Here is a 25001-nt window from a genome sequence, read left to right on the forward strand (position 1 = left end):
AGCTTTTGCCAGCTTCTACAAGGAATGAATGCCTGGCTCAAGGCATGAAAAAACCGCCGCCCGGTTCAATCGGGACGGCGGTTTTCTGTTTCGGATCCCTCAGGGACAGACCACATTTGCTTTGCACGGTTGACCACTCGTCGCCACCTGTCAGATCTGACAGGTGTGCAAGCTTTCATAAAGCGCTCTGATAGCCGTTCCCCTCGCCGCGCCGGAGCCGCAGCCATGACCACGAACCAGTCACCCGACAACACCGTGCTGGGGCTGTTTCCACCACACGCCCCTGAAGCGACCACACCAGTGGCAGGCGCGACTTATGGTGTACCCAAGCACGTTTACGACCTCAAACCCATGGGCCTGACCATCCTCGTTGAAGCGCCACTGGCCGGTACGGCTCAAGGAGGCGATGTCATCCGACTGGTGCTGAACAACACCAATACCGAAGCGACAAAAACCATTCAGCCTGGCGAGGAAAACGCCACGCATACGCTCTACCTGCCTAAGGGCCTGCTGTTGACCGAACGCGTCAACACACTCGTTTACACCATCACCCGCGGCAGTGAGAACATTGGCACATCGACGCCGCCGCTGACCTTGCTGTACAACGCCATCCGTCCCGGTATCGAGGATCGTACGCCGGGTGACGGCGCCCATTCCGAACTGCAATTGATCCTGCCGCAGGACGTGATCGAGGACGGTATCGATGCCGACCGCGCCAAATCGGGTGTGCAGGTGTGTTTCACCTACCCCTACTGCCGCGCTCACGACGTGATCCGATTGAACTGCAACGGCCAGGATGTCTTGCGCACCGTCACCAACGCCGAAGCCCCTACTGCTCCATCGCCTGCGCCAACGACAATCTGCGCCATGGTCGACGAAGATGTGTTTCTAAGGGCCGGAGACAATCCGAAGTTCATCTTTTCCTACACCGTCACCGACCAGCTCGGCAACGGGCCGGACACCGACTCGCCATACTCGGGCACGGTGGAGGTCGATGTGCACCTCGGTGAAACCCGATTGATCGCTCCAGATCTGACCGAGGACCCGGACGATCCAAGCGATGACCCAAGCACCATCGATCTGACGAAGCTCGGCAGCAAGGATCTCACCGTACTGGTGCATGCATTCGCCCCAATATGGCAGCCCAACGACAAAATCCGTGTGACCTACACCGCCAGCAAACCTGATGCCCCCGTGGTATCACACACCGTTGAGGCGGATGTCGGGCGCATCCCGTTCACCTACAAACTGATGGTGCCCAATGCCAAAGTAATTGCCGGCAGCATGGTGCGTGCGAAATATGAACTGTTGCGCGGTGGCATCGTCATTGCGACATCGAAAACCGCCACGGCCGATGTGATCGGCGGTAGCACCATTGTGTTGTTGCCTCCGTTTCTAGTGTCACCAGCTGTCAATCCGATTGATCCACTGGCGTATCCAGATGGGGTAACCGTCCGCATCGAATACCTCAACGCCTTGCCCGGGGACAGAGCGCGGTTGGTTGAGGTCAACCCGCCAGCGGGTTCGCCGCAGTTCCCGCTAGTGACGTTCAACAGCAACAAACGGGTGAACACAGTGCTGAACCCGGCGTTCCTGGCAGCACGCCATGGCAAGCAGATTGAGTTGCGCTGGAATCTGAATCGCAATGGAAGACAAGCCGGGAAATCGCCGGTTGCAGAGTTCCGTGTATTGCAGATTGCGGATGGCGACTCGAGACTGCCGATACCGCATATTGCGGGTGAAGAGAGCAGTGTTTTGGATGTGACAAAGTTACTGAGTCGCGACTTGCTAAAATCCGCTCCGTGGCTGCATCAAGCTCGCGGGCAAACGGTTTGGGGCGTCTATGAGGGGATTAATGATCAAGGCGAAGCCATTTCGCGCACCGAACCCAATGGTGTAACGATTGATCAAACAGGCGATTTCGAATGGCCCATCCCCGTTACATGGCTCAAAAGCCTGCGACACGGCAGCGACCTGCGCGTCAAGCTCATGATCAACGCTAACGGAACCTCCGACTCATCAGAAGCTGTGAGCACACAGACACGTTTGTACAGGGTGCAGAGACAGATCCTGCAATTATCAGAAAACTTCAACTCTCTCGCGCCCTTCGTCAGCACTGAGGAGGGTGAATTAATAACGCCCAACATTAAAATCACAATCAGGAAAGTCCGATTTCCCGATATCGCCTGGGCAATTGAACCCAGTGAAGGCGAATACCTCTTTCCAGGAAAAGTAGACGGCAGGCACTTCGCGATAAACGCGGCAGAAACCGAATTCAATTTTGGCAGGACGTGTTCTCGTGTGAGCTTTTGGTATACGCACGTTGACTTTGCCAATCACAGAGTCGAAGCCCGCGATGACACCGGTCTTTTGTTGGATAGCAGAATCTTGCAAATCAATAGGGGAATACGAGCAGATCAATTGATATTCAATCATGACGACATATACAGCATCACCATCATCCCCGACTCTCGTGAAGCGCTGATATTTGACAATTTTGAACTCACCACACAGTAAAACCACGTCATCAAGGACTACACGGAGCCAGACCACTGCCCAATAAAACCCGCCGGATGTACGAGGTTTGATTGATGTGTTGTCGTGACTGACGCTTTCGGGAGCGGGCTTGCTCGCGAAGGCGACCTCACAGGCAAGACACGTCCTCCCGGCATAAAAAAACCGCTGCCCCATTCAATCGGGACAGCGGTTTTCTGTTTCATCTCAGCACAGTCAGGAGTCGCGACGCAAATCCGGCGGGATCGGCAAGTCGTCCTTGAGCGGATCCGGGCGCTTGCCCTTGCCCGCGCGGAATTGGCGGATCTGGTAGACGTAGGCCAGTACCTGCGCGACGGCCAGGTACAAGCCGCCAGGGATTTCCTGGTCGAGTTCGGTGGAGTAGTAGATCGACCGCGCCAGCCCCGGCGACTCAAGGAGCATGACGTTGTTGGCCACGGCGATTTCACGAATTTTCAGAGCCAGGAAGTCGCTACCCTTGGCTAGCAGGACTGGCGCCCCGCCCTTCTCCGAATCGTATTTGAGCGCCACGGCGTAGTGGGTCGGGTTGGTGATGACCACATCGGCAGTCGGAATCGCCGCCATCATCCGCCGTTGGGACATCTCGCGCTGGGTCTGGCGAATCCGCTGCTTGACCTCTGGCCGGCCTTCTTGATCCTTGTGCTCGTCGCGCACTTCCTGCTTGGTCATCAGCAGTTTCTTGTGGGCTTCCCAAAGCTGCACCGGCACGTCGACCGCCGCGATGATGATCAACCCGCAAGCCAGCCACAAGGTACTCCACCCCACCAGCGTCACGCTGTGAATGATCGCCCGATCCAGCGGCTCATGAGCGATTCGCAAAAAGTCGTCAACGTCGGCGGACAGCACCACCAATGCCACACCCAAGGTGATCAAAAACTTCGCCAGCGCTTTGAGCAACTCGACCACGGACTTGAACGAGAACATCCGCTTGATGCCCGCAGCCGGGTTCATCCGGCTGAACTTGGGCGCCATGGAACCGGCCGCGAACAGCCAGCCACCAAGGGAAATCGGCCCGACCAGCGCGGCAATCAACAAGGTGATCATGATCGGCTGAATCGCCACCAGCGCGAGCTTGCCGGACTGCATCAGAAACGCGCCCATGGAACCCTGATTCATGATCACTTCGCGCGACAGCGTGAAGTTCATCCGCATCAGGTCCATCAGGTCTTCCGCCAGCATGCCGCCGAATATCAACAGTGCGCTGGCGCCGGCCATCATCACGGCAAGCGTGTTGAGTTCTTTCGAGCGGGCGATCTCGCCCTTCTCACGGGAATCCTTTTTACGTTTCTCCGTGGGGTCTTCTGTTTTGTCCTGACCGCTTTCGCTCTCAGCCATGAGTCAGCGCGCCCGTGCCAGTTCACGTAGCAACTGCAGGGCCTCGGTGGCCAGCGGTTGATACTGATTGAGAATGTCCGCCAGACCGACCCAGACGATGAACAGGCCGAGCACCAGGGTCAGCGGAAAACCGATAGAAAAAATATTCAGTTGCGGCGCGGCACGGGTCATTACGCCAAAGGCAATGTTGACCACCAGCAACGCCGTCACTGCCGGCAACACCAGCAACAACGCCGCCCCCAGCACCCAGCCGAGCTTGCCGGCCAACTCCCAGTAATGCGCGGTCATCAACCCACTGCCCACCGGCAACGTGGTGAAGCTCTCGGTGAGAACTTCGAAGACCACCAGATGGCCATTCATCGCCAGAAACAACAACGTAACCAGCATGGTGAAGAACTGCCCGATCACCGCCACCGAGACACCGTTGGCCGGGTCGACCATCGAGGCGAAGCCCATACCCATCTGGATCGCGACAATCTGCCCGGCCACCGCGAAGGCCTGGAAAAACAGCTGCAAGGAAAATCCGAGCACAGCGCCGACCAGAATCTGCTCGGCGATCAACAGCAGACCACTGAGATCAAGCGGGCTGACTGCCGGCATCGGCGGCAGCCCCGGAACAATCACCACGGTAATCGCCACGGCGAAATACAGGCGCACACGCCGGGGGATGAGGGTTGTGCCGAACACGGGCATGACCATCAGCATCGATGCGACGCGAAACAGCGGCAACATGAACGTCGCCACCCAGGAACTGATCTGGGTGTCGGTCAACTGCAGCAGCGATTGCATGGCCTAGCCGATGACCATCGGAATGTTTTTGTACAACTGAATGATGTACTCCATGAAGGTCTGCACGATCCACGGACCGGCGACGATCAGCGTGACCAGCATCACCAGCAGACGCGGCAGGAAGCTCAGGGTCTGTTCGTTGATCTGCGTGGCCGCCTGGAACATCGCCACCAGCAAACCGACCAACAGGCTCGGCACCACCAGAATCGCGACCATCAACGTAGTCAGCCACAGCGCTTCACGAAATATGTCGACCGCGACTTCCGGCGTCATGGCGAGACACCTCCGAAACTGCTGGCGAGCGTGCCGATGATCAGTGCCCAGCCATCGACCAGCACAAACAGCATGATTTTGAACGGCAGGGAAATGATCAGCGGCGAGAGCATCATCATACCCATCGCCATCAGCACACTGGCCACGACGAGGTCGATGATCAGGAACGGAATGAAGATCATGAAGCCGATCTGGAACGCGGTTTTCAGCTCGGACGTGACGAACGCGGGTACCAGAATGGTCAGCGGCGCCTGATCCGGGGTGGCAATGTCGGTGCGCTTGGACAGACGCATGAACAGCTCCAGATCACTGGTGCGGGTCTGCGCGAGCATGAAGTCCTTGATCGGCACCTGAGCTTTTTCCACCGCTTGCTGAGCCGTGAGTTTCTCGGCGAGGTACGGCTGCAACGCATCGTTGTTCACGCGATCGAACACCGGCGCCATGATGAACATGGTCAGGAACAGCGCCATGCCGGTGAGGATCTGGTTCGACGGCGTCTGTTGCAGACCGAGGGCCTGCCGCAGGATCGAGAAGACGATGATGATCCGCGTGAAGCTGGTCATCAGGATGACCGCCGCCGGGATAAAACTCAGCGCGGTCATGATCAGCAGGATCTGCAGACTGACCGAATACTCCTGCGCGCCGTCGGCGTTGGTGCCCAGCGTGATTGCCGGGATCGACAACGGATCGGCGGCGAACGCCAGCGGCGCGGCCAGCAACAGGGCCAGCGTCAAGACGATGCGTAGCGCACCCATTACTTCGTATCCTTCTGATCCTTGCCGAGAATCTTCAGCAACTGCTGGGCAAAATCCGGCGTGGCTTTTTCACTGGTGCTCGGCACTGGCACCGGCTCTTTGAGCACGTGCAGCGCGGTGATGGTACCGGGGCTCAAGCCGAGCAGAATCTGCTCGTTGCCGACCTGGACCAGCATCAAGCGATCCCTTGGGCCGAGCGCGCGCGAACCGATCAACTCGATCACCTGGCCCTTGCCCGCCGGGCCTGCCTGCTGCACGCGGCGCAACAACCAGGCGAGGAAGAAGATCAGGCCCAGCACCAGCAGCAGACCGAACACCAGTTGCGTCAGCTGACCGGCCACGCCGCTGTTGACCATCGGCGTGGTGGCCGCAGGCACGCTTGCAGCGACGGTGGCTGCAGGCTCGGCAGCCAGCACGGTCAATGGCAGCGCCAGCAGCGCCCAGAGAAACCTTTTCACTCAGCGCAGCTTCTTGATGCGTTCGCTTGGGCTGATCACGTCAGTCAGGCGGATGCCGAACTTTTCGTTGACCACGACCACTTCGCCGTGAGCGATCAGCGTGCCGTTGACCAGCACGTCCAGCGGCTCACCCGCCAGGCGATCCAGCTCGATCACCGAACCCTGGTTGAGTTGCAGCAGGTTGCGGATGTTGATGTCGGTGCTGCCCACTTCCATCGAGATCGACACCGGGATGTCGAGGATCACGTCCAGGTTCGGACCGTCCAGTGTCACCGGATCGTTGTTCTTCGGCACGCTGCCGAACTCTTCCATCGGCAGACGAGAGCCGCTGGATGCGTCGGCCGCCAGCAGTGCGTCGATGTCAGCTTGACCATCACCGGTTTCTTCCAGGGCAGCAGCCCATTCATCAGCCAGTGCCTGGTCGTCCTGGGCGTTCATATCGTCGTTCATCATGTGTCCTCGGCGGGCAACAATTCAGTTAATGCAAAAAGGGAGGGTGGCGCCGCTTCAGCGGCGCTCGATCGGCTCGATCACTTGCAACGCGAGGTTGCCTTTGTGCGAGCCCATCTTGACCTTGAAGGCCGGCACGCCGTTGGCGCGCATGATCATCTCTTCCGGCATCTCGACCGGGATCACATCGCCCGGCTGCATGTGCAGGATGTCGCGCAGTTTCAACTGGCGGCGGGCAACGGTAGCGCCGATCGGTACGTCGACATCGAGCACGTCCTGGCGCAGGGCGTTGACCCAGCGCTCGTCCTGATCGTCGAGGTCGGACTGGAAACCGGCGTCGAGCATTTCGCGCACCGGCTCGATCATCGAGTACGGCATGGTCACGTGCAGATCGCCGCCACCGCCATCGAGTTCGATGTGGAACGTGGAGACCACGATCGCTTCGCTCGGGCCGACGATGTTGGCCATGGCCGGGTTCACTTCCGAGTTGATGTACTCGAAATTGACTTCCATGATCGCCTGCCAGGCTTCTTTCAAGTCGACGAAGGCCTGTTCCAGCACCATGCGCACCACGCGCAGTTCGGTCGGGGTGAATTCACGCCCTTCGATCTTGGCGTGACGGCCGTCGCCGCCGAAGAAGTTGTCCACCAGCTTGAACACCAGTTTGGCGTCCAGGATGAACAGCGCGGTGCCGCGCAACGGTTTGATCTTGACCAGGTTGAGGCTGGTCGGTACGTACAGCGAGTGCACGTATTCGCCGAATTTCATCACCTGTACGCCACCGACGGCAACGTCCGCCGAGCGACGCAGCATGTTGAACATGCTGATGCGGGTGTAACGGGCAAAACGCTCGTTGATCATTTCCAGAGTCGGCATGCGTCCACGGACGATGCGATCCTGGCTGGTCAGGTCGTAGCTTTTGACACTGCCGGGTTCGGCAGCGTTATCGGTCTGTACCAGACCATCGTCGACGCCATGCAACAGCGCATCGATTTCATCCTGGGACAGCAGATCCTGCACGGCCATGTCGTGTTCCTACTGCAGTACGAAATTAGTGAAAAGCAACTGTTCGATCACCACTTTGCCCAGCTCTTTCTGCGCCACTTCCTGGACGCTGGCTGTGGCCTTCTGACGCAACATCTCTTGCCCGACCGGGGTCGCCAACGTGGCGAAATCCTGACCGGAGAAGAGCATTACCAGGTTGTTGCGAATCACCGGCATGTGCACTTTGAGCGCTTCCAGATCGGCTTGATTGCGGCCCAGCATGGTGATGCTCACCTGCATGTAGCGCTGACGGCCGTTCTGGTTATAGTTGGCCACGAACGCCGGCGCCATGGGCTCGAAGATCGCTGGCTGCTTGCCGACCGGCGCAGCATCGGCGGCTTCGGCAGGCTTGCTCTGGGCGCTGTGCATGAAGAACCAGGTCGCCCCCACGGATGCACCAATGGCCAGCAGCAACGCCAGCACGATCACGATGATCAGCTTGAGTTTGCCTTTGGTTGCGGGGTCTTTCACTGCTGCTGTTTCGCTCTTCGCCATGCCAATAATCCGTCACTATTCGGGTTTTCACAGTCGCACGGCAAGGCAAGAGCAAGTGTTATGCCAGAAGTGTCGGAGGGATTGACGAGAGGGATCTGTCGACTGATGCAAAACCTGTGGGAGCTGGCTTGCCAGCGATAGCAATCTGTCAGACACATCTATGTTGAATGTGCCGCCGCCATCGCTGGCAAGCCAGCTCCCACAAGGTACAGCGGTGTGTCAGGCGTAATAGTCGACGGCGCTGGTGCCGATCACGCTGGTGGTCTGGGCGGCAGCTTCAGCAACAGCAGCGGGTGCCAATTCTTCATCCGCCGAATCCAGACGACCACCGGCAGCGCTGGTGCGACCACTTTGGCCCTGCTGCGCTTGCTGCTCCTGACCCTGTCCTTGCCAGCCACGACCCTGATCGGCCACGTTGACGTCGACCTGGCCCATGCCCTGCTGGGCGAACATATCGCGCAGGCGATGCATCTGCCCATCGAGGGCTTCACGCACACTTGGGTGCGCGCTCATGAACGTCACCTGCGTCTGCTGATCCGGGACCATGTTCACGCGGATATCCAGACGCCCCAGCTCCGCCGGCTGCAATTGAATGTCTGCCGCCTTCAGATTGGCGCTCGACAGATACATGACGCGGTTGACCACTTCTTCGGTCCAGCCGCTTTGATGCATGGCGATCGGCTGATTCACCGGAACAGCGTTCGCGGTCTTCGGCGTGGCAGCCTGAGTCAGTGCCGCCAAGCGGTTGGCAAAGTCATCGACACGGGTATCGCTTGTGGCGGTTTTCAAGTCTTTCAGGCCGTCATCGATCAACCCGCTGAAAGCCTTCTCGCCGCCCTGACCAGTGCTGTCCTTGTCGGCCTGCACGTCGAGCATGCTGGCCATGCCGGCGGCAAAGTTCTGCGCCGAGGTCAATTCGCTGTCAGCCTGTGTTTGCGCAGGCGCCGCTTTCGGTTGTGCCTGGCTGGCGGCGGAAATGTGTCCACCCTGCTCCATCGCCATGCGCACGGCCGGCAAAGCATCGAGAGGATCGGCCGAAGGGTCGAAATCGCTGTCGGTGCTCGCCGCCGGATCTTTGACCACACCTGGCAACACGGCCACGGCCGGGGTTTCGGTTTTCGCCGGAGTGGTCGCTTCGGCCACCGGAGCCGCCACGACGGGTGGCGTCACTACCGGTTGGACGACGGCAACCAATGCAGGATCCAGCGTCGGGTCGACTGGAGCGGCATCCGTCACCGGAGTCTGCGTGGTATCAGTGGCATCGTCGCTGCTGGCGGTCTTGTCGTCGGCCGCCACCGGCTTGTCGGCAGGCAAGGCATTGCCGCTATCGGCAACCGCTGGCTTCGCAGGGGCAGATTGATCCTTGCTGACGTCCTTCTTGCCGCTGGTGTCGGCGACCTTGTCGCGCGCCGACTTCATCGGGGCGTCAGTCGTCATGGCAGGCTTGTTCGAGCCCTGATCGGCGAATACCTGAGCGAAGCTTGAGGCCTTGTCCCCGGCGTCTGCGGCCATTGCCGGCGTTTTGGCAGAGGCGGCTTGAGCCTTGGCCTGAGCGGCGTTCTGAAGAAGAATGTTGGGGGTCGCAGGCATGAAACGGTCTCCGCTGCACTGGGATCGTAGGTACAGTTGCGGGAGATAGCTGCAAGTGCCGGGCCAGTTTTGTCCGGCGCCGTGGAAAAGCGCCGGACGGAGTGAAATCAGTGAGTGGTAGCGTGCTGTCGCTCGTCTTCATAGACAGGACGTATATCAGCAAACTCGTTGCCGATTTCGGCGATCAGTTGGGCGATTTCATCGGGACTTTTGTTATTTGCATCCGACTCCAGCTTCTGACACAAGCCGGCCAGATGAGTCGCCCCCATGTTGCTGGCGCTGCCCTTGAAGCTATGGGCAACTTCCGACAAGACCTTGGCGTCTGCAGTCTTGCGCAGCTCAACCAAGCGACTTTCGGAATCGGCCAGAAAGGTATCCAGCAACTCCGGATACCCCTCCTCCATAACTTCGCGCAGTACGCTTAGCGTTTCGCGATCCACATGTTTGTCAGTCACTTGCTCACTCCTTGATCAAGAATTGCGCGAATTATGCCTGAACCTCCCAGAGAAACTCCACGCAAGCACTACGACCTTGGTCCGACCACCTGGCATTACGCCCCAATTGCCGGATCAGACTGACACCACGCCCCGACAGACGGACATCATCCAATGGCCGCTCCATCATCCGTTCCACGTCAAAACCCTTGCCACTGTCTTCGACGCGGATCACCAGGCATCCGCCATTGCTCACGGGTTTAACCTGGAGGTGGATACGCACATAACCGTCCTGTAAACCATCGAGCCGTGCGTTGCGCTGCTCGTAATAACGGGCAAAACCGGTGGCATCGCGCTTGAGGCTGGAATCCAGTCCGAGCACGCCATGCTCCAGTGCGTTGGAGTACAACTCGGCGAGCACGCTGTGCAACGCGCCACTCTGCGCCCGCAACCCATGCACCTCCAGCAGCAACTGCAACAAGTACGGCAAAGGGTTGAAACGCCTGAGCGTGGCGCCGCGAAATTCGAAGCTCACCGACCAGTCCAGCGGACACGACTGGCCGCTGTCGGAATACACCGGCGCCGTCGGGCTGACATGTGCGAGGTCCAGCATAGCGACTTCGACCATGCTCACATCGTCGCGCGCCTCACCGCGAAAATCCCGCAAAGCCTGGTTGATATCCGCGAACAACCGATCAGGCTCACGGTTGGCGGCAAATACCTGCTGCAAACGCTCGACACCGAACAGTTGATCGTTGGCATCGCTGGTGTCGATGACCCCATCGGACAACACAAAGACCCGGTCGCCCACCGCCATCGAAAGCACTTCGGTGCGGTCGTCGAAGGCCTGCGGACTGAGTACGCCCAGTGGCAAATGGCGCGCCACCAAAGGCTCGCGCTCACCCGTGGCGACCCGATGCAGGTAACCGTCGGGCATGCCGCCATTCCACACTTCCACCGAACGCCGCTGAAAGCTCAGGCACAACACGGTCGCGCAACAGAACATATCGACCGGCAGGATGCGTTTGAGCTTGGCGTTCATCTCGCGCAGGGTCTCGGCCAGGCCATAACCCTTGGCGGTCATGCCATAAAAGACTTCGGCCAACGGCATCGCGCCCACCGCCGCTGGCAGGCCATGCCCGGTGAAGTCGCCGAGCATGACATGCATGTCGCCCGCCGGCGTGTAGGCCGCCAGCAGCAGGTCGCCGTTGAACAGCGCGTAAGGCGATTGCAGGTAACGGATGTTCGGCGCACTCAGGCAACCGGAATGCGCCACCTTGTCGAACACCGCTTTGGCGACGCGCTGTTCGTTGAGCAAGTAGTCGTGATGCTTGGCGATCAGGTCGCGCTGTTGCAGCACCGTGGCTTGCAGACGTCGCAAACGATCCATCGCCTTGATTTTGGCGGCGAGGATCACCTGGTTGTACGGTTTCGCCAGAAAGTCGTCACCCCCGGCTTCCAGACACCGCGCCAGCGCTTCGCTTTCGGTCAGCGACGTCAGGAAGATAATCGGCACCAGGGTTTCGCCGGCCAGCACCTTGATCTGCCGGGCCGCCTCGAAACCGTCCATCACCGGCATCATCGCGTCCATCAGGACAAGCTGGGGTTGTTGCCGGCGGAAGATCTCGACGGCATCGGCACCGTTGGCCGCCGTCAGCACTTCATGGCCCTGACGGCGGACGATGGTCGACAACAGCAACCGGTCGGCGGCGCTGTCTTCGGCGATCAGAATGGTCAGCGGCTCCTGCGCCTGCATGGCGATCAACTGATGTCGAAGAGTTTGTCGAAGTTGGAGATGGCGAGAATTTTGCGCACGTCGGAGTTGCTGTTGACCACCCGCACATCCGAACTGTCGCCGCCAGCGTGGTCGCGCAGCAGAAGCAGCATACCCAACGCGGAGCTGTCGAGATAAGTGGCCTCTTTCAGGTCAACCACAATGGATTCCGGCTTTTGATCGACCTTCTCATACGCTTCACGAAACTCCTGATGGCGACCGAAATCGAACCGCCCCCTGACCGAAATAGTCAGCTTTTGCCCATCCGGGGAGACTTCTGTAACGACTGACATTGACTGGCTTCCTTGTCATTGACGAACGTGTACAAGGTTTAGCACTTGGACAGGGTTGCAGCAAGGCGCAGGACAAGATCAACAGATCGCAGCGTGCCACACGTTCCCTGCAGGAGCTGCGGCACGCTGCGATCTTTTGACCTGTTTTAAAAAGGCTGGTGGCGCGGCAAGCGCTGGGACAACTCGTCCAGTAGTTTCTGCTCGCGCTTGTCTTCAAGGCGTTGCGCCTCTTCGCGATAGCGCTGCACCAGTTTGCGCAAACCCTCGACCTTGGCGAATGCCTGTTGCCAGGCCTCTCGCGCCTTATCAAGATTGTTCTGGTGCCAGACCAGACTTTGCCGCTGTTGATCAACAGCCGTGTCGAGTTGCGCCAGAAAGCCCTGGAAGCCGAGCAGCCACTGCCCACTGACGCCAGTGCTGCCGCGCACGATCCATTGCTCCGAGTAATCCAGGCGGAAGGCGTGCAGGTCGGCGAGTTTGCTTTCGGCAACCTTCACCTGTCCTTGAAAATAGCCCAGGCGCTGCACGGCGGTTTTCTCGGCCTGTTCGGCCATGTCCACCACCGGAGCGAGACGCGCGGCTCGGCTGACGGCCATGGCCGGTTATCCGCCTGTCGCCGGGGCGAACAAGGTCGCGAGATAGGACTGACTTTCGCCCATGTTGATTTTGTCGTTCAGACCCTGACGCTGGTACCTGACCAATTGCGGTTGCAGGGAAATCGCCAGGTCGGTCTCGCGATCGCCACCGGCAACATACGCGCCGACGCTGATAAGGTCGCGACTCTGCTGATAGCGCGACCACAGCTGTTTGAAATACTGCGCGCGCTGCATGTGTTCCGCCGAGACCACCGCCGGCATCACCCGACTGATCGAGGCTTCGATGTCGATGGCCGGGTAGTGCCCTTCCTCGGCCAGACGCCGCGACAGCACGATGTGGCCGTCGAGCACGCCCCGCGCCGAGTCGGCAATCGGGTCCTGCTGGTCATCGCCCTCGGACAGCACGGTATAGAACGCGGTGATCGAACCCCCGCCCTTCTCGGCATTACCGGCGCGTTCCACCAGTTTCGGCAGTTTGGCGAACACCGACGGCGGATATCCCTTGGTCGCGGGCGGCTCGCCAATGGCCAAAGCGATTTCCCGCTGCGCCTGGGCGAAACGGGTCAGCGAATCCATCAGCAACAGGACGTTCTTGCCCTTGTCGCGGAAATACTCGGCAATGCGCGTGCAATACATCGCCGCGCGCAAACGCATCAGCGGCGCATCGTCCGCCGGCGAGGCAACCACCACCGAACGTTTGAGACCTTCTTCACCGAGGATGTGCTCGATGAATTCCTTAACTTCTCGACCCCGCTCACCGATCAGACCGACGACGATAATGTCGGCCTCAGTGAAGCGGGTCATCATGCCAAGCAATACCGATTTACCGACACCGGTACCGGCGAACAGACCCAGACGCTGGCCGCGACCGACCGTCAACAAACCGTTGATGCAACGAATGCCAACGTCCAGCGGTACGCTGATCGGGTCACGGTTGAGCGGGTTGATCGTCGGGCCATCCATCGGCACCCAGTCTTCGGCTTTCATGCCGCCCTTGCCGTCCAGCGCACGACCGGCGCCATCGAGCACGCGACCAAGCATGCTCATGCCCATCGGCAAACGCCCGGTGTCGGCCAGTGGCACGACACGGGCGCCCGGAGCGATACCGGCGACGCTGCCGACCGGCATCAGAAAGACTTTATTGCCGGAAAAGCCCATGACTTCCGCTTCCACCTGCGAAGGGTGATAGCTGTCGTCGTTGATCACCAGGCAGCGTGTGCCCATGGCGGCGCGCAGGCCTTCGGCTTCCAGGGTGAGGCCGACCATGCGCAGCAGGCGACCTTCAAGGATCGGCGCACCGGCAATCTCGGTGGCCTCGGCATAGGTGCTCAGGCGCTTGGCGAAACTGGTGCGTTCAAGGCGCATCGGGGGCGTCCGCCAGCGGCTCGTCAGCGTCGACAGCCGGTTTGGCGTCCTCAGGAATGTCCAGACTCAGGTCCGGCGCCGTCGGGTGCAAAGCCTGTTCATGCAACTGATCGAACAGCTTGGCCATGACCTGACTGACACGCGATTCGATGCTGGCGTCGATGCGACTGTGCTCGGTTTCTACCCGGCAACCACCGGGCAACAGCGAGTCGTCTTCGACGATGCGCCAGGTTTCTTCATGGCGTTCACGCAGGGCTTTGACCTGAGCGAAATCCTGCGGATTGACGTACAGGCGCACGTTTTCCACACCCAATGGCAACAGCTTGAGCGCGTCGCGCATGACCTGCTCGATCTGCGTCGAATCGATCGCGAGCTCACGTTTGATCACTTGTTTGGTGATGTGCTGCACGAGATCGACCAGCGACTTTTCAATCTGCGTGTCTTGCTCGGCGATCGGTTCGAACAGGTGCCCCATCAGTTGCTCAAGGCTGGCGACTTTCGCTGCCAAGGCCACTTCGGCTTCCTGACGAACCTTCAGCGTGGCGCTGTGAAAACCTTCTTTTTCGCCGATGGCGAAGCCCTCGTTGTAAGCCTCCTGACGGATGCTTTCGAGCTCTTCGAGGGTCAGTGGCTGGACTTCGTCCAGTGGCACTTCTTCCATTACCGGCGGTTCGGGCTCGGGTTCAGGCTCGGGCTCCGGTTTCGGCGGATCGAAGCTGGGCAACGCCCAGGATTCGAAACCGCGAACATCGCGGGCACGGATCAGATCCGTCACATCGTCGTCGTGCTTGTCCATGGGCTTAGATCATTTCCTCGCCACCTTTGCCACCGAGTACGATCTCGCCGGCTTCGGCCATACGACGGGCGATGGTGAGGATTTCCTTCTGCGCGGTTTCGACGTCGCTGACGCGCACCGGGCCTTTGGCCTCGAGGTCGTCGCGCAACAGTTCGGCGGCACGTTTGGACATGTTCTTGAAGATCTTCTCTTTGACGCCTTCGTCCGAACCCTTGAGGGCCAGCACCAGCACGTCGGAAGACACTTCGCGCAACAGCGCCTGAATACCGCGATCGTCGACATCGGCAAGGTTGTTGAACACGAACATGAGGTCTTCGATCTGACCGGACAGGTCTTCGTCGACTTCGCGGATCGAGTCCATGAGCTGGCCTTCGATCGAGCTGTCGAGGAAGTTCATGATGTCTGCCGCACGCTTGATACCACCCAGGGTAGTGCGCGAGGCATTCGAGTTGCCGGAGAACTGCTTCTCGAGAATCTGGTTCAATTCCTTCAGTGCCGCTGGCTGCACGGTGTTCAACGACGACACGCGCAGGATGATGTCCAGGCGCACTTTATGGTCGAAGTTACCGAGTACTTCACCGGCCTGATCCGGGTCGAGGTAGGCAACCACGATCGCCTGGATCTGCGGGTGTTCGTAACGGATCACGTCAGCAACGGCACGCGGCTCCATCCATTTCAGGCTGTCGAGGCCACTGGTGTTGCCACCGAGCAGGATGCGGTCGATCAGGCCGTTGGCCTTGTCTTCACCCAGGGCCTGGGTGAGCATTTTGCGCACGTAGTCGTCGGAACCGACGCCCAGGCTGGTCTGGTCGCCGACGATGTCGACGAACTCGCTCATGACCTGTTCGACTTGCTCGCGATGGACGTTGCCCATCTGCGCCATCGCCACACCCACACGCTGAACCTCTTTCGGGCCCATGTGGCGCAGCACTTGCGCAGCATCGGTCGAGCCCAGGGACAGCAGCAAAATCGCGGCTTTATCGACCCGGGACAGTTTGGCGACGGCGGCTCGGTTATCACTCATCTGCGTTAATCCACTCTTTCACGACCTGGGCCACGCGACCCGGGTCTTCTGCCACCAGACTCTTGATTGCATTCAGTTGCGCGTCATAACCCTCGCTCGGGCTCGGCAACAGAATGCTCTGCGGACCACCGAGGCTCACGCGGTCGTTGGAAAGCTCGCCGTCCAGGCCGCCCATCCCACCGAGTTCCACGTCGCTGCCAAGACCGGCCAGCTCCTTGCCTTTGCCACCGCCGGTGATGTTGTTCAACACCGGACGCAGCACACCAAACACCAGCACCAGGATGAACAACACACCCAGCACTTGTTTGACGATGTCCCAGAACCATGGCTGGGAGTAGAACGGAATATCGGCAATCACTTCGCCGCGCTCGGCGGAGAACGGCATGTTGATCACGCTGACACTGTCGCCACGGCTGGCATCGAAGCCGACGGCGTCCTGCACCAGACGGGTGAAGCGCGACAATTCGTCGGCGCTCCACGGCGCGCGGGTGATTTCCCCGTTGGCCGCGTTGACCTTGACCTGATCGTCGACAACCACCGACACCGACAGACGATTCAGACGACCCTGCTGCTGTTTGGTGTGGCTGATCGAACGGTCGAGTTCAAAGTTCTTGGTGGATTGTTGACGCTTGTCGGCCGGGTACGGCGCGAGCATCGGCTGGCCTGTGGCCGGGTCCATGATCTGCTGACCGTTGGCATCAACCAATGGCTGACCTGGCTGCACCATGCTGGCCGGCGCAGCAGCGCCACCGGTGGTTTGCGGCGCCGAGGCTGGCGACGGTGGCTGGTTGCTCAGAGCACCCGGCACACCTTGCGGGCCATTGCTGGCAGTGCGTTGTTCGTTGACCGACTGTTCGCTGCGCAGCGCCGGTTGATCCGGGTTGAACTGCTCGGCAGTGGACTCGACAGCGTTGAAATCGATGTCGGCCGAGACTTCAGCCTTGTAGCGGTCATTACCCAACACCGGTTGCAGGATGTTGTGCACGCGCTGAGTGAGCATGCTTTCCATACGGCGGCTGTAATCGAACTGCTTGCCGGCCATGGTCATTTCGGAGTTTTCCGCCTGATCAGAGAGCAGGTTGCCCTTCTGGTCGACGACGGTGATCTGCGATTTGCTCAGCTCGGGAACGGAAGTCGCCACCAGATTGATGATCGCAATGACCTGGCCCGGCTCCAGCGAACGACCGGAGTACAGCTCGACCAGCACCGAAGCGCTTGGCTTGCGTTCATCACGCACGAACACCGAGCTCTTCGGAATCGCCAGGTGCACGCGCGCGCCTTTGACGTTGTTCAGGCTGGAAATGGTCCGCGCCAATTCACCTTCGAGGCCGCGACGGTAATTGGTCGCTTCCATGAACTGGCTGGTGCCCAGCCCCTGCTCCTTGTCGAGGATTTCGAAACCGATGTTGCCGTCGCTGGGAGTGACACCAGCAGCAGCGAGTTTCATCCGCGCACGGGACAGGTCATCGGCTTTGACCAGCAAGGCGCCGGAATTCGGTTCGACGGTGTAAGGAATGTCGGCTGAGGCCAGGGTGTCCATGACCTGCTTGGCGTCCATGCCGGCAAGGCTGCCGTACAACGGACGATAATCCGGCTGCTGCGACCACAGCACCACGGCAAAGCCAATCGCCACGCTCGCGGCCAGGCCGACCAACAGGCCCACCTGACGCAGCACGGTCATCTCGGAGAGGTTTTCCAGGAAGGTCAGGCCGAACAGCGGCGGTTTGCCGTCTATCGGGGTGGCCTTGGCCGGAACGTTATCGGCGACTGCTTCTGCCATGACTCAATCTCGTCCTTAAACCGGCATCTGCATGATGTCTTGATATGCCTGAACCAGCTTGTTGCGCACCTGGGTCAGAGCCTGGAACGACACGCTGGCTTTTTGCGAAGCGATCATCACGTCCGTCAGATCGACGCCGCTCTTGCCAACTTCAAAGGCATTGGCCAATTGAGTCGACGCGGTCTGGGTATCGCTGACTTTGTTGATCGCCTGACCGAGCATGTCGGAAAAGCTGCTGCCCGCCAGTTCAGGGACAGCGGTCGTCGATTTCGGCGCAGACATGGCATCCAGCTTCATGGCCTTCATGTCTGTCATCAACCGATTAAATTCAATACCTTGGCTCATGGTCTACTCTCTTGGGCGGCCCGCAATTTTTTGACACTCACTCGGCGGGTACACAGGTATTAGCAACAAGGGTGCCAGCTCATGGGCAGCCCTTTCAGAAAAGCATTTTCAAGTCTTTGCGCCACGACTCACGTAGCGAACAGGTAGCCTTCGACATCCATGCCGGCGTCGCGCATTTGCGCCAGCTTGTAACGCAAGGTGCGCGGGCTGATACCGAGCTTTTCTGCCGCTTCCTTGCGCCGGCCACGCTCGGTGCGCAAGGTGTCGATGATCATCTGAAACTCCCGGCGGCGCAGGTCATCGCCCAGGGCTCCGGCCGAATCCGCTTCGATTTCCACCTCACGAATCACGGCGGGCACCGGCGCTGCCACTGGCAACGTGGCGAACATCACGGGACCGGCGAGACAGAAATCCTGCGGTTGGATCAAACCTCCCTGCTGCAGAATCAACGCCCGCTGAATCGCGTTATCCAGCTCTCGCACATTGCCCGGCCATGGATATCCAGTCAGGCACGCCTGCGCTTCCGGCGAAAGTTTCGCCGCCGCATGCTTCATTTTATTGACGTGCTTGGCCAGCAAGCGCTCAGCCAGCGGCAAGATATCGGCAGTGCGCTCGCGAAGTGGACGCCAGGCGAGGGGGAAAACCGACAGACGGTAAAAAAGATCTTCACGGAAACGCCCCGCCGCCACTTCCCCGGCCAGATCGCGGTTGGTGGTGGCGACCACGCGAATGTCCAACGTGATTGGCTTGCGCGCCCCCACCCGCTCGACTTCGCGCTCTTGCAACACGCGCAGCAGCTTGGCTTGCAGGCCGAGGGGCATTTCGGAAATTTCATCGAGCAGGATGGTGCCGCCGTCGGCCTGTTCGAACTTGCCCGCCTGCGCCGCGATGGCGCCAGTGAACGAGCCTTTCTCGTGACCGAATAACGTCGCTTCGAGCATGTTGTCGGGGATGGCCGCGCAATTGATCGCGATGAACGGTTGGCTGGCACGATGGGACTGCTGGTGAATGTAGCGTGCCAGCACTTCCTTGCCGGTACCTGACTCGCCGGAAATCAGCACGGTGGAGTCGCTGCGTGCAACGCGCGCCGCCAGTTCCAGAAGCTGGGCACTGGCCGGCTCGACCGCGATCGGGCCTTCGACGTCGCCTGCACCGAGGCTGCCCAGCGCGTGTCGCGACACCAGATCCAGCAGAGCCTTGGGTTCAAACGGCTTGACCAGATAGTCCGCCGCGCCCTGGCGCATCGCATCGACGGCACGCTCGACCGCCCCGTGAGCAGTCATGAGCAACACCGGCAATTGCGGCTGACGAGTGCGCAGCAACGCGAGCAATTGATGGCCATCCATGCCGGGCATGTTGACGTCGCTGACCACCAGGCTGAATGCTTCGCGCGCCACCGCCGTCAACGCCTCCTCAGCACTGCCGACGGCTTGATAATCATGGCCAGCCAACAGCAACGTATCGGCCAGCGCCTCGCGCAACGAACGGTCATCCTCGACCAGCAAAACCTTGATGCCCATGACGTTCACTCAGCTCCCTGTACAGCGGAAAACAGCGGCAGAATCACCTGCGCGCACGTGCCGCGTCCGACTCGCGAACGCAGCTGCAATTCTCCCTGATGTGCCCTGGCCACAGCCTTGACCACGGTCAGGCCGAGGCCGGTACCGGTGACTTTAGTGGTGAAAAATGGTTCGCCGAGCCGCGCCAGAACAACCGGGTCAATGCCGCTGCCACTGTCGCTGACGCATAACCGCAGCGTGTTGTCTCGGGTGTAGCAATGCACTTTCAGGCGCACATCAGCAGTGCAGGCCTGAATCGCGTTTTCGATCAGATTCAACAGCGCCCCGACCAGTGTGTCGCGGTTGCACAGCAACTCGCCGACATGACTGTCGCACTGCCAGCGAATTGGCAGATCCTGCACGTGGGTCAATGCGGCAGCCTGCAGCGATTGCATCAGCGCATTCGGGGTGAGGCGATCGGTCAGCGGCAATTCACCGCGTGCGAATACCAGCATGTCGCGCACCTGGTGCTCCAGTTCATGCAGGCGCTCCTTGAGGCGTCCGGCGAAACGCTGCTGGGTGGCGACCGGCAGTTCCTGCTCGGTCAAGTGACTGGCGTAGAGCAACGCGGCGGACAACGGCGTGCGGATCTGATGCGCCAGCGAGGCGACCATACGCCCCAGCGAGGACAGACGTTCGTGGCGCGCCAGCTGATCTTGCAGATGACGGGTTTCTGTCAGGTCGTTGAGCAGCACCAATTGCCCCGGCTCGGCATCCAGCGAGCGCGTGGCAATCGACAGGCGTCGACCGTTTTTCAGGGAGATTTCGTGGCCGTCGTCTTCACGCGGCGCAAAACAACGCGCAATGACATTACGCCACAGCTCACCCTCCAGCGGCAGCCCGAGCAAGTCGATGGCGGCCGGGTTGGCTTCGCGCACGATGCCGTGGCCATCAATCACGATGACGCCACCGGGCAACAGATCAAGAAGGTTTTGCAGACGGTTGGCCAGACGTTCTTTTTCCGCCAGTTCCTGCATGCGCTGGGCGCTGACCACGGCCAGCTCACCCTTGAGCTCGGTCACCCGCGCCTCGAGCATGCTGTAGGAGTCAGTCAACTGGCTGGACATTTGATTGAACAGCTCGAAAGCCTGCTCAAGACCCTGTCGGCTTGCCTGCTCTACGGAGGACGGTTGCCCCTCGGGACTGGAGGCAGAAGACATCTGGGAGGCTTGGGGCATTGTGCTCTCTCGCTTGGCTGACCGTCAGTTAAACGGAACGTTGCGAGGGATGTAGCAATACCCGTGCCTAAAAAAAACTGCTTATAAATGAAGCAGTTGAAAAACAGGCGTCAATCCTCCGCCTGTTCGTCTCCATCGCGCCGACTCATGCCGTACTTGCGCATCTTCTCGACCAGCGTGGTACGTCGAATGCGCAGACGTTCGGCAGCACGCGCAACAATGCCATTGGCATCATCCAGCGCCTGCTGGATCAGGCCTTGTTCCAGACCCCCGAGGTAGTCCTTCAGGTCCAGGCCTTCCGGCGGCAACATGGCGTTGGCGGTGAAGTCCGGGGTATGACCATTGATGGCCACGCGCTCTTCGAGATCGCTGCGCAGGCTGTCGACCATTTGCTCGTCTTCGTCATCGACGTAGCGGAATTTCTTCGGCAACTCGACGACGCCGATCACACCGTACGGGTGCATGATCGCCATGCGCTCGACCAGGTTAGCCAGTTCGCGAACGTTGCCCGGCCAGCCGTGACGGCACAGCGACATGATCGCGGCGGAGTTGAAACGGATCGAACCGCGTTTCTCGTGCTCCATGCGCGAGATCAGTTCGTTCATCAGCAGCGGGATGTCTTCGACGCGTTCACGCAGCGGCGCCATCTCGATCGGGAACACGTTCAAGCGATAGTAGAGATCTTCGCGGAAGGTGCCGATCTCGATCATGCTTTCGAGATTCTTGTGAGTCGCGGCAATGATGCGCACATCGACGCTCTGGGTCTTGTTGCTGCCCACGCGCTCGAAGGTGCGCTCCTGCAGGACGCGCAGCAGTTTGACCTGCATCGGCAGCGGCATGTCGCCGATTTCGTCGAGAAACAGCGTACCGCCGTTGGCCAGTTCGAAACGGCCGGCACGGCTGGTGATGGCGCCAGTGAAAGCGCCCTTTTCGTGACCGAACAGCTCGCTTTCCAGCAGTTCTGCCGGGATCGCCCCGCAGTTGACCGGCACGAACGGCGCGTCGCGACGCTTGGAGTGGTAGTGCAGGTTGCGCGCAACCACTTCCTTGCCGGTGCCGGACTCGCCGAGGATCAGCACGCTGGCGTCGGTGTCGGCCACTTGCTGCATCATCTGACGCACGTGCTGAATCGCCCGGCTGGTGCCGACGAGGCTGCGGAACAGATTGGGTTCGCGATGACGGCCGCGCTCGCGGGCCTGGTCGTACATTTCGCGGTAGACCTGGGCGCGGTGCAGCGAGTCGAGCAATTTGCTGTAGCTCGGCGGCATTTCGAGGGTCGAGAGCACGCGACGACGCTGGTCATCAGGCAGGTCGACGGAAGAATTATCGCCCATCAACAAAACCGGAAGGAACTCATCCCAGGTTGAGAGTGTCTTTAGCAAGCCCAAAAGCGCACCAGGAGCATTGACCGTCCCGATCAGTACGCAAATGACCTCACGACTAGACGACAAAGAGCCGACTGCCTGCTGCCAGTCATGGCTACCGCAGGGTAAATTTTCTTCGCCGAGAAAATTTAGAATCACCGCCAGGTCGCGGCGGCGGACGCTATCGTCATCGATCAGCAGAATTTTGGTTTCACGCCACATGCAATAGCAACTTCCCTAGTCAACTCAATGCCCGAAAAATGGGGCAAGCGAGACGCTTGCAGGACACCTTGTGCCTGTAGACGCCTGAAATCTGAAATCAGCCACTAGTTAAGTCAAAAAACCGTGCACAGTCAAATTTATGGCGCACATGTCTGGATTAACTGGGGATTAATTAACCAAACAGATGGTAAACCTTTGCTGCCTTTTGCGCTTGGGTGATCTGCGACATCTCATTGGCAATTGCCTGCCGCTCACCCATGGCAGCCTCAAGAAGCTCCTTGTAGACGTGGAGCAACTCCTCAAGATTTTCGCGCAACGCGACCTCGTCCACCGGAGCTTCAGCCATGACGTCTTCCATGCAGGCACGGCAAGCCAGATCCAGCTCGCCAATGGCTTCCCAATTACGTTCGGCCAAGGCACTGGCCAACGCTTCACGGGTATCGGCGATTCGCTGCAATACAAGACTCATGGTGTTCTCCTTTAAAACTGGGGTCCTGGCGGAGCAATGCCATCCCAGCCTTCCTTCACGGTACGCAGCAGACCAGCGACTTCATCGAGAATCCGTGGATCGCTGTCGATATTGGCCTGTGCCAGCCGCTTCATCATGTAGATGTAAAGCTGGTTGAGTTCACCGACCGTATCGGCACTGTTTTCCAGATCCAGGCCTTCACACAAGCCACCGATAATGCCAATGGCCTTGCTGATGGCAGTGCCCTTGGCAGGAATGTCCTTGCGCTCAATGGCGCCTTTGGCCTGAGCGATACGCTCCAGACCGCCTTCCATCAACATTTGCACCAGGCGGTGCGGGCTCGCTTCGGATGTCTGGGCATGTGCGCCGACTTTCTGATATTGCCGAAGGGCTAACATTGGGTTCATGTTCTACCTCATTGCCACAATGACTCGTATAACCAGTGTATCGCCAACGAGCCACAAAACTTTAGATGAAAAGACAAAAACCCGGCGCACGCCGATAAAGCGTAGCCGGGTTTTTGTCGTCAGCTCATGAACTAGCTGGCGGACTTCTGCGCGTCAAGCGAGGCGAAGAACGAGGTGATGTTGCTCGCCGTCGCTTTCATTTGCCCAACCAACAGATCCATGGCGTTGTACTTGGCAGTCAAAGTCTTGGTCAGGTTCTCGACGCGCAAGTCCAGTGCCGCTTGCTGGTCGGTCAGGTTTCGGGTGTTTTTTGTGAGAATGGCCATGCGCTGATCAAGCAGGCCGGTGCCGGTAATGCTACCCGCTGGCGGCTTGAGATACGGATCAACCACCTTGCTCATACGCGTCAGCAGGCCATTGGTGTCGTCGGTGCCGGTGAACAACTGTTGAACCTGGCCGGTCATGCCTGGCTGCGCCATGGTTTTGGTGAAAGCAGCGGTATCAAACTTCAGGTTACCGGTGTCACGGTCGGTCATCACACCCAACTGCGACAGCACCGACAACGGGCCGCCAGCGCCTGTTGCCGTCAACTGTTCACGGATATCGGCCATCAGCGAGCGCGGCAGCGAGTCACCGGTAAACGCGGCCGAAACCGTCAGATTGCCATCCTCATCCGCTGTCGCATTGGACAGGGTGTCGATGGTTCGCTTCAGCGTGTTGTAAGCGTCGACGAACGACTGAATCGATGTCTGCAGACCTTTGGTGTTGGCGTCCACGCTGACCACAGTCGGCGTCCCAACGCCACCCACGACAGGACTGACCGTCGTCAGGTTCAACGTCATGCCGCTGATTGCGCCGGTTACCGTGTTGCTTTTGCTGGTAACGTTCAGACCGTCGATGCTGATCGTGGCATCGCCGGCCAAATCACCAACAGCGCCGGAAGTGCCAGCCGCCGGGTTCTCCCCCATTTTCTGGGTACCATCGATTTCCAGCCCGGCAATACCGCTGACCTTCAGGTCCATGCCTGTACCGGTCTTGCTCGAGTTGATCACCAATCGCGACGCGCCGCTGGCGTCGGTCACGATGTTGGCGGAAATACCATTGCTCGCCTGCGCACTGTTGATCGCGTCACGAGTGCTCTGCAAGGTGGCATTGGCCGGAATCGCGACATTGTAATCAATGCCATTCTGACTGATTTTCAGAGTACCACTCGGAATAGCACTGGTGGCGCCACCAGCAAAAGCAGCACTGGCTATCTTCGACCCGGTTGCCAAAGTCTTCACGACAACGTTGTAACTGCCAGGCACAGCCGTACTGTCAGAAGTTGCACCGAGAACCGTCGGAGTATCCGAAGTCGCGGAATAACCGGCGAACGCAGGGTTGGTTGCCTTGTCCAGATCAGTCATCGACTTCTGGAATGCCGCCAGCGCGCTTTTCAGCGAACCTACACCGGAAATTTTCAGCGAGTTGGTTTTGGTCTGAGTATCGATCTGCGTCTGTTTGGCCGATTTGTCGGCATTGACCAGCGCAGTCACGATCGAGCCGATGTCCAGACCGGAACCTAGCCCGGAACCCGGTAGAATTGGACTTGCCATGTGCATCTCCCTTCAGATTGTTGCCATTCTTTTGACCGTTAACAGCGTCCTGAGAACGTACAAACACTATTCATGC

Annotated in this window: 25 protein-coding genes; 1 reads left to right on the forward strand and 24 read right to left on the reverse strand. The window is 59.4% G+C overall.

Translation table 11 applies throughout. The features are described from left to right. Positions 1 to 225: 225 nt before the first annotated feature. Positions 226 to 2517 (forward strand): MATH domain-containing protein, encoded by a 2292-nt coding sequence (locus JFT91_RS27425; RefSeq protein WP_201234433.1) that lies wholly within the window; start codon positions 226 to 228, stop codon positions 2515 to 2517. A gap of 213 nt (positions 2518 to 2730) precedes the next feature. On the opposite strand, the gene flhB is transcribed toward JFT91_RS27425, so the two are convergent. From flhB to fliD, 24 genes are all read right to left on the reverse strand, one after another. After that, positions 2731 to 3870 (reverse strand): flagellar biosynthesis protein FlhB, encoded by a 1140-nt coding sequence (gene flhB / locus JFT91_RS27430; RefSeq protein ID WP_201227435.1) that lies wholly within the window; start codon positions 3868 to 3870, stop codon positions 2731 to 2733. Positions 3871 to 3873: 3 nt separating this feature from the next. Further along, positions 3874 to 4659: a flagellar biosynthetic protein FliR gene (fliR, locus tag JFT91_RS27435; RefSeq protein ID WP_201227436.1), complete on the reverse strand. Its 786-nt coding sequence runs from the start codon at positions 4657 to 4659 to the stop codon at positions 3874 to 3876. Between the two features lie 3 nt (positions 4660 to 4662). Then, positions 4663 to 4932 (reverse strand): flagellar biosynthesis protein FliQ, encoded by a 270-nt coding sequence (fliQ, locus tag JFT91_RS27440; protein WP_007920026.1) that lies wholly within the window; start codon positions 4930 to 4932, stop codon positions 4663 to 4665. Then, on the reverse strand, positions 4929 to 5687 hold the full coding sequence (gene fliP / locus JFT91_RS27445; protein WP_064121002.1) for a flagellar type III secretion system pore protein FliP: 759 nt from the start codon (positions 5685 to 5687) through the stop codon (positions 4929 to 4931). The genes fliQ and fliP overlap by 4 nt, the downstream gene beginning before the upstream one ends. Further along, positions 5687 to 6145 (reverse strand): flagellar biosynthetic protein FliO, encoded by a 459-nt coding sequence (fliO, locus tag JFT91_RS27450; protein ID WP_201227437.1) that lies wholly within the window; start codon positions 6143 to 6145, stop codon positions 5687 to 5689. The genes fliP and fliO overlap by 1 nt, the downstream gene beginning before the upstream one ends. After that, the gene (gene fliN / locus JFT91_RS27455; protein ID WP_008077656.1) at positions 6146 to 6595 is read right to left on the reverse strand and encodes a flagellar motor switch protein FliN; all 450 of its coding nucleotides are present in this window, start codon (positions 6593 to 6595) and stop codon (positions 6146 to 6148) included. Positions 6596 to 6652: 57 nt separating this feature from the next. Continuing rightward, entirely contained in the window at positions 6653 to 7621 is a 969-nt protein-coding gene (gene fliM / locus JFT91_RS27460) for a flagellar motor switch protein FliM (RefSeq protein WP_038363850.1), read from the reverse strand. Positions 7622 to 7630: 9 nt separating this feature from the next. Further along, on the reverse strand, positions 7631 to 8134 hold the full coding sequence (gene fliL, locus JFT91_RS27465; RefSeq protein ID WP_201148811.1) for a flagellar basal body-associated protein FliL: 504 nt from the start codon (positions 8132 to 8134) through the stop codon (positions 7631 to 7633). Between the two features lie 219 nt (positions 8135 to 8353). Continuing rightward, positions 8354 to 9724, reverse strand: a complete 1371-nt coding sequence (locus tag JFT91_RS27470; RefSeq protein ID WP_201234434.1) for a flagellar hook-length control protein FliK — start codon at positions 9722 to 9724, stop codon at positions 8354 to 8356. 107 nt (positions 9725 to 9831) lie between these two features. Beyond that, a complete protein-coding gene (locus tag JFT91_RS27475) occupies positions 9832 to 10179 on the reverse strand; it encodes an Hpt domain-containing protein (protein WP_201234435.1) in 348 nt (115 codons plus the stop codon). A gap of 31 nt (positions 10180 to 10210) precedes the next feature. Then, on the reverse strand, positions 10211 to 11914 hold the full coding sequence (locus JFT91_RS27480) for an ATP-binding SpoIIE family protein phosphatase (protein ID WP_201234728.1): 1704 nt from the start codon (positions 11912 to 11914) through the stop codon (positions 10211 to 10213). A 5-nt stretch (positions 11915 to 11919) separates the two neighbouring features. Beyond that, the gene (locus JFT91_RS27485) at positions 11920 to 12225 is read right to left on the reverse strand and encodes an STAS domain-containing protein (RefSeq protein WP_201227441.1); all 306 of its coding nucleotides are present in this window, start codon (positions 12223 to 12225) and stop codon (positions 11920 to 11922) included. Positions 12226 to 12371: 146 nt separating this feature from the next. After that, on the reverse strand, positions 12372 to 12821 hold the full coding sequence (gene fliJ / locus JFT91_RS27490; RefSeq protein ID WP_201227442.1) for a flagellar export protein FliJ: 450 nt from the start codon (positions 12819 to 12821) through the stop codon (positions 12372 to 12374). Between the two features lie 6 nt (positions 12822 to 12827). Further along, complete coding sequence (gene fliI, locus JFT91_RS27495; protein ID WP_201234436.1) at positions 12828 to 14186, reverse strand: flagellar protein export ATPase FliI; 1359 nt, start codon at positions 14184 to 14186, stop codon at positions 12828 to 12830. Continuing rightward, complete coding sequence (fliH, locus tag JFT91_RS27500) at positions 14176 to 14982, reverse strand: flagellar assembly protein FliH (protein ID WP_201234437.1); 807 nt, start codon at positions 14980 to 14982, stop codon at positions 14176 to 14178. Before fliH ends, fliI begins: the two co-directional genes overlap by 11 nt. A 4-nt stretch (positions 14983 to 14986) precedes the next feature. Further along, positions 14987 to 16006, reverse strand: coding sequence for a flagellar motor switch protein FliG (gene fliG / locus JFT91_RS27505; protein ID WP_007958288.1), 1020 nt, complete (start codon positions 16004 to 16006; stop codon positions 14987 to 14989). After that, positions 15999 to 17786 carry a flagellar basal-body MS-ring/collar protein FliF gene (fliF, locus tag JFT91_RS27510; RefSeq protein ID WP_201234438.1) on the reverse strand — a complete coding sequence of 596 codons (1788 nt, stop codon included), beginning with the start codon at positions 17784 to 17786 and terminating at the stop codon, positions 15999 to 16001. The genes fliG and fliF overlap by 8 nt, the downstream gene beginning before the upstream one ends. A gap of 15 nt (positions 17787 to 17801) precedes the next feature. Continuing rightward, positions 17802 to 18131, reverse strand: coding sequence for a flagellar hook-basal body complex protein FliE (gene fliE, locus JFT91_RS27515; protein ID WP_064119537.1), 330 nt, complete (start codon positions 18129 to 18131; stop codon positions 17802 to 17804). Positions 18132 to 18259: 128 nt separating this feature from the next. Beyond that, the gene (locus JFT91_RS27520; RefSeq protein ID WP_201227446.1) at positions 18260 to 19651 is read right to left on the reverse strand and encodes a sigma-54-dependent transcriptional regulator; all 1392 of its coding nucleotides are present in this window, start codon (positions 19649 to 19651) and stop codon (positions 18260 to 18262) included. 5 nt (positions 19652 to 19656) lie between these two features. Beyond that, positions 19657 to 20850: a sensor histidine kinase gene (locus JFT91_RS27525; RefSeq protein WP_201234730.1), complete on the reverse strand. Its 1194-nt coding sequence runs from the start codon at positions 20848 to 20850 to the stop codon at positions 19657 to 19659. A 128-nt stretch (positions 20851 to 20978) separates the two neighbouring features. Beyond that, on the reverse strand, positions 20979 to 22454 hold the full coding sequence (locus JFT91_RS27530; RefSeq protein ID WP_122661536.1) for a sigma-54 dependent transcriptional regulator: 1476 nt from the start codon (positions 22452 to 22454) through the stop codon (positions 20979 to 20981). Positions 22455 to 22626: 172 nt separating this feature from the next. Continuing rightward, a complete protein-coding gene (gene fliT, locus JFT91_RS27535; RefSeq protein WP_201227447.1) occupies positions 22627 to 22923 on the reverse strand; it encodes a flagellar protein FliT in 297 nt (98 codons plus the stop codon). Between the two features lie 11 nt (positions 22924 to 22934). Beyond that, complete coding sequence (fliS, locus tag JFT91_RS27540; protein ID WP_201227448.1) at positions 22935 to 23330, reverse strand: flagellar export chaperone FliS; 396 nt, start codon at positions 23328 to 23330, stop codon at positions 22935 to 22937. 131 nt (positions 23331 to 23461) lie between these two features. Then, complete coding sequence (gene fliD, locus JFT91_RS27545) at positions 23462 to 24925, reverse strand: flagellar filament capping protein FliD (protein WP_201234439.1); 1464 nt, start codon at positions 24923 to 24925, stop codon at positions 23462 to 23464. Positions 24926 to 25001: the final 76 nt, after the last annotated feature.

Source organism: Pseudomonas sp. TH08 (genome assembly GCF_016651275.1).
Classification (GTDB): Bacteria; Pseudomonadota; Gammaproteobacteria; order Pseudomonadales; family Pseudomonadaceae; genus Aquipseudomonas.

Coding starts and splice junctions, on each gene's coding strand:
- fliR (WP_201227436.1), bottom strand. CDS start 4,659: ATGCAATCGCTGCTGCAGTTGACCGACACCCAGATCAGTTCCTGGGTG.
- JFT91_RS27525 (WP_201234730.1), bottom strand. CDS start 20,850: ATGTCTTCTGCCTCCAGTCCCGAGGGGCAACCGTCCTCCGTAGAGCAG.
- JFT91_RS27470 (WP_201234434.1), bottom strand. CDS start 9,724: ATGCCTGCGACCCCCAACATTCTTCTTCAGAACGCCGCTCAGGCCAAG.
- fliH (WP_201234437.1), bottom strand. CDS start 14,982: ATGGACAAGCACGACGACGATGTGACGGATCTGATCCGTGCCCGCGAT.
- fliN (WP_008077656.1), bottom strand. CDS start 6,595: ATGAACGACGATATGAACGCCCAGGACGACCAGGCACTGGCTGATGAA.
- fliE (WP_064119537.1), bottom strand. CDS start 18,131: ATGAGCCAAGGTATTGAATTTAATCGGTTGATGACAGACATGAAGGCC.
- fliS (WP_201227448.1), bottom strand. CDS start 23,330: ATGAACCCAATGTTAGCCCTTCGGCAATATCAGAAAGTCGGCGCACAT.
- fliL (WP_201148811.1), bottom strand. CDS start 8,134: ATGGCGAAGAGCGAAACAGCAGCAGTGAAAGACCCCGCAACCAAAGGC.
- fliF (WP_201234438.1), bottom strand. CDS start 17,786: ATGGCAGAAGCAGTCGCCGATAACGTTCCGGCCAAGGCCACCCCGATA.
- JFT91_RS27530 (WP_122661536.1), bottom strand. CDS start 22,454: ATGTGGCGTGAAACCAAAATTCTGCTGATCGATGACGATAGCGTCCGC.
- fliJ (WP_201227442.1), bottom strand. CDS start 12,821: ATGGCCGTCAGCCGAGCCGCGCGTCTCGCTCCGGTGGTGGACATGGCC.
- fliD (WP_201234439.1), bottom strand. CDS start 24,925: ATGGCAAGTCCAATTCTACCGGGTTCCGGGCTAGGTTCCGGTCTGGAC.
- fliP (WP_064121002.1), bottom strand. CDS start 5,687: ATGGGTGCGCTACGCATCGTCTTGACGCTGGCCCTGTTGCTGGCCGCG.
- fliG (WP_007958288.1), bottom strand. CDS start 16,006: ATGAGTGATAACCGAGCCGCCGTCGCCAAACTGTCCCGGGTCGATAAA.
- fliQ (WP_007920026.1), bottom strand. CDS start 4,932: ATGACGCCGGAAGTCGCGGTCGACATATTTCGTGAAGCGCTGTGGCTG.
- JFT91_RS27485 (WP_201227441.1), bottom strand. CDS start 12,225: ATGTCAGTCGTTACAGAAGTCTCCCCGGATGGGCAAAAGCTGACTATT.
- JFT91_RS27425 (WP_201234433.1), top strand. CDS start 226: ATGACCACGAACCAGTCACCCGACAACACCGTGCTGGGGCTGTTTCCA.
- JFT91_RS27480 (WP_201234728.1), bottom strand. CDS start 11,914: ATGCAGGCGCAGGAGCCGCTGACCATTCTGATCGCCGAAGACAGCGCC.
- fliM (WP_038363850.1), bottom strand. CDS start 7,621: ATGGCCGTGCAGGATCTGCTGTCCCAGGATGAAATCGATGCGCTGTTG.
- flhB (WP_201227435.1), bottom strand. CDS start 3,870: ATGGCTGAGAGCGAAAGCGGTCAGGACAAAACAGAAGACCCCACGGAG.
- fliT (WP_201227447.1), bottom strand. CDS start 22,923: ATGAGTCTTGTATTGCAGCGAATCGCCGATACCCGTGAAGCGTTGGCC.
- JFT91_RS27520 (WP_201227446.1), bottom strand. CDS start 19,651: ATGGGCATCAAGGTTTTGCTGGTCGAGGATGACCGTTCGTTGCGCGAG.
- fliI (WP_201234436.1), bottom strand. CDS start 14,186: ATGCGCCTTGAACGCACCAGTTTCGCCAAGCGCCTGAGCACCTATGCC.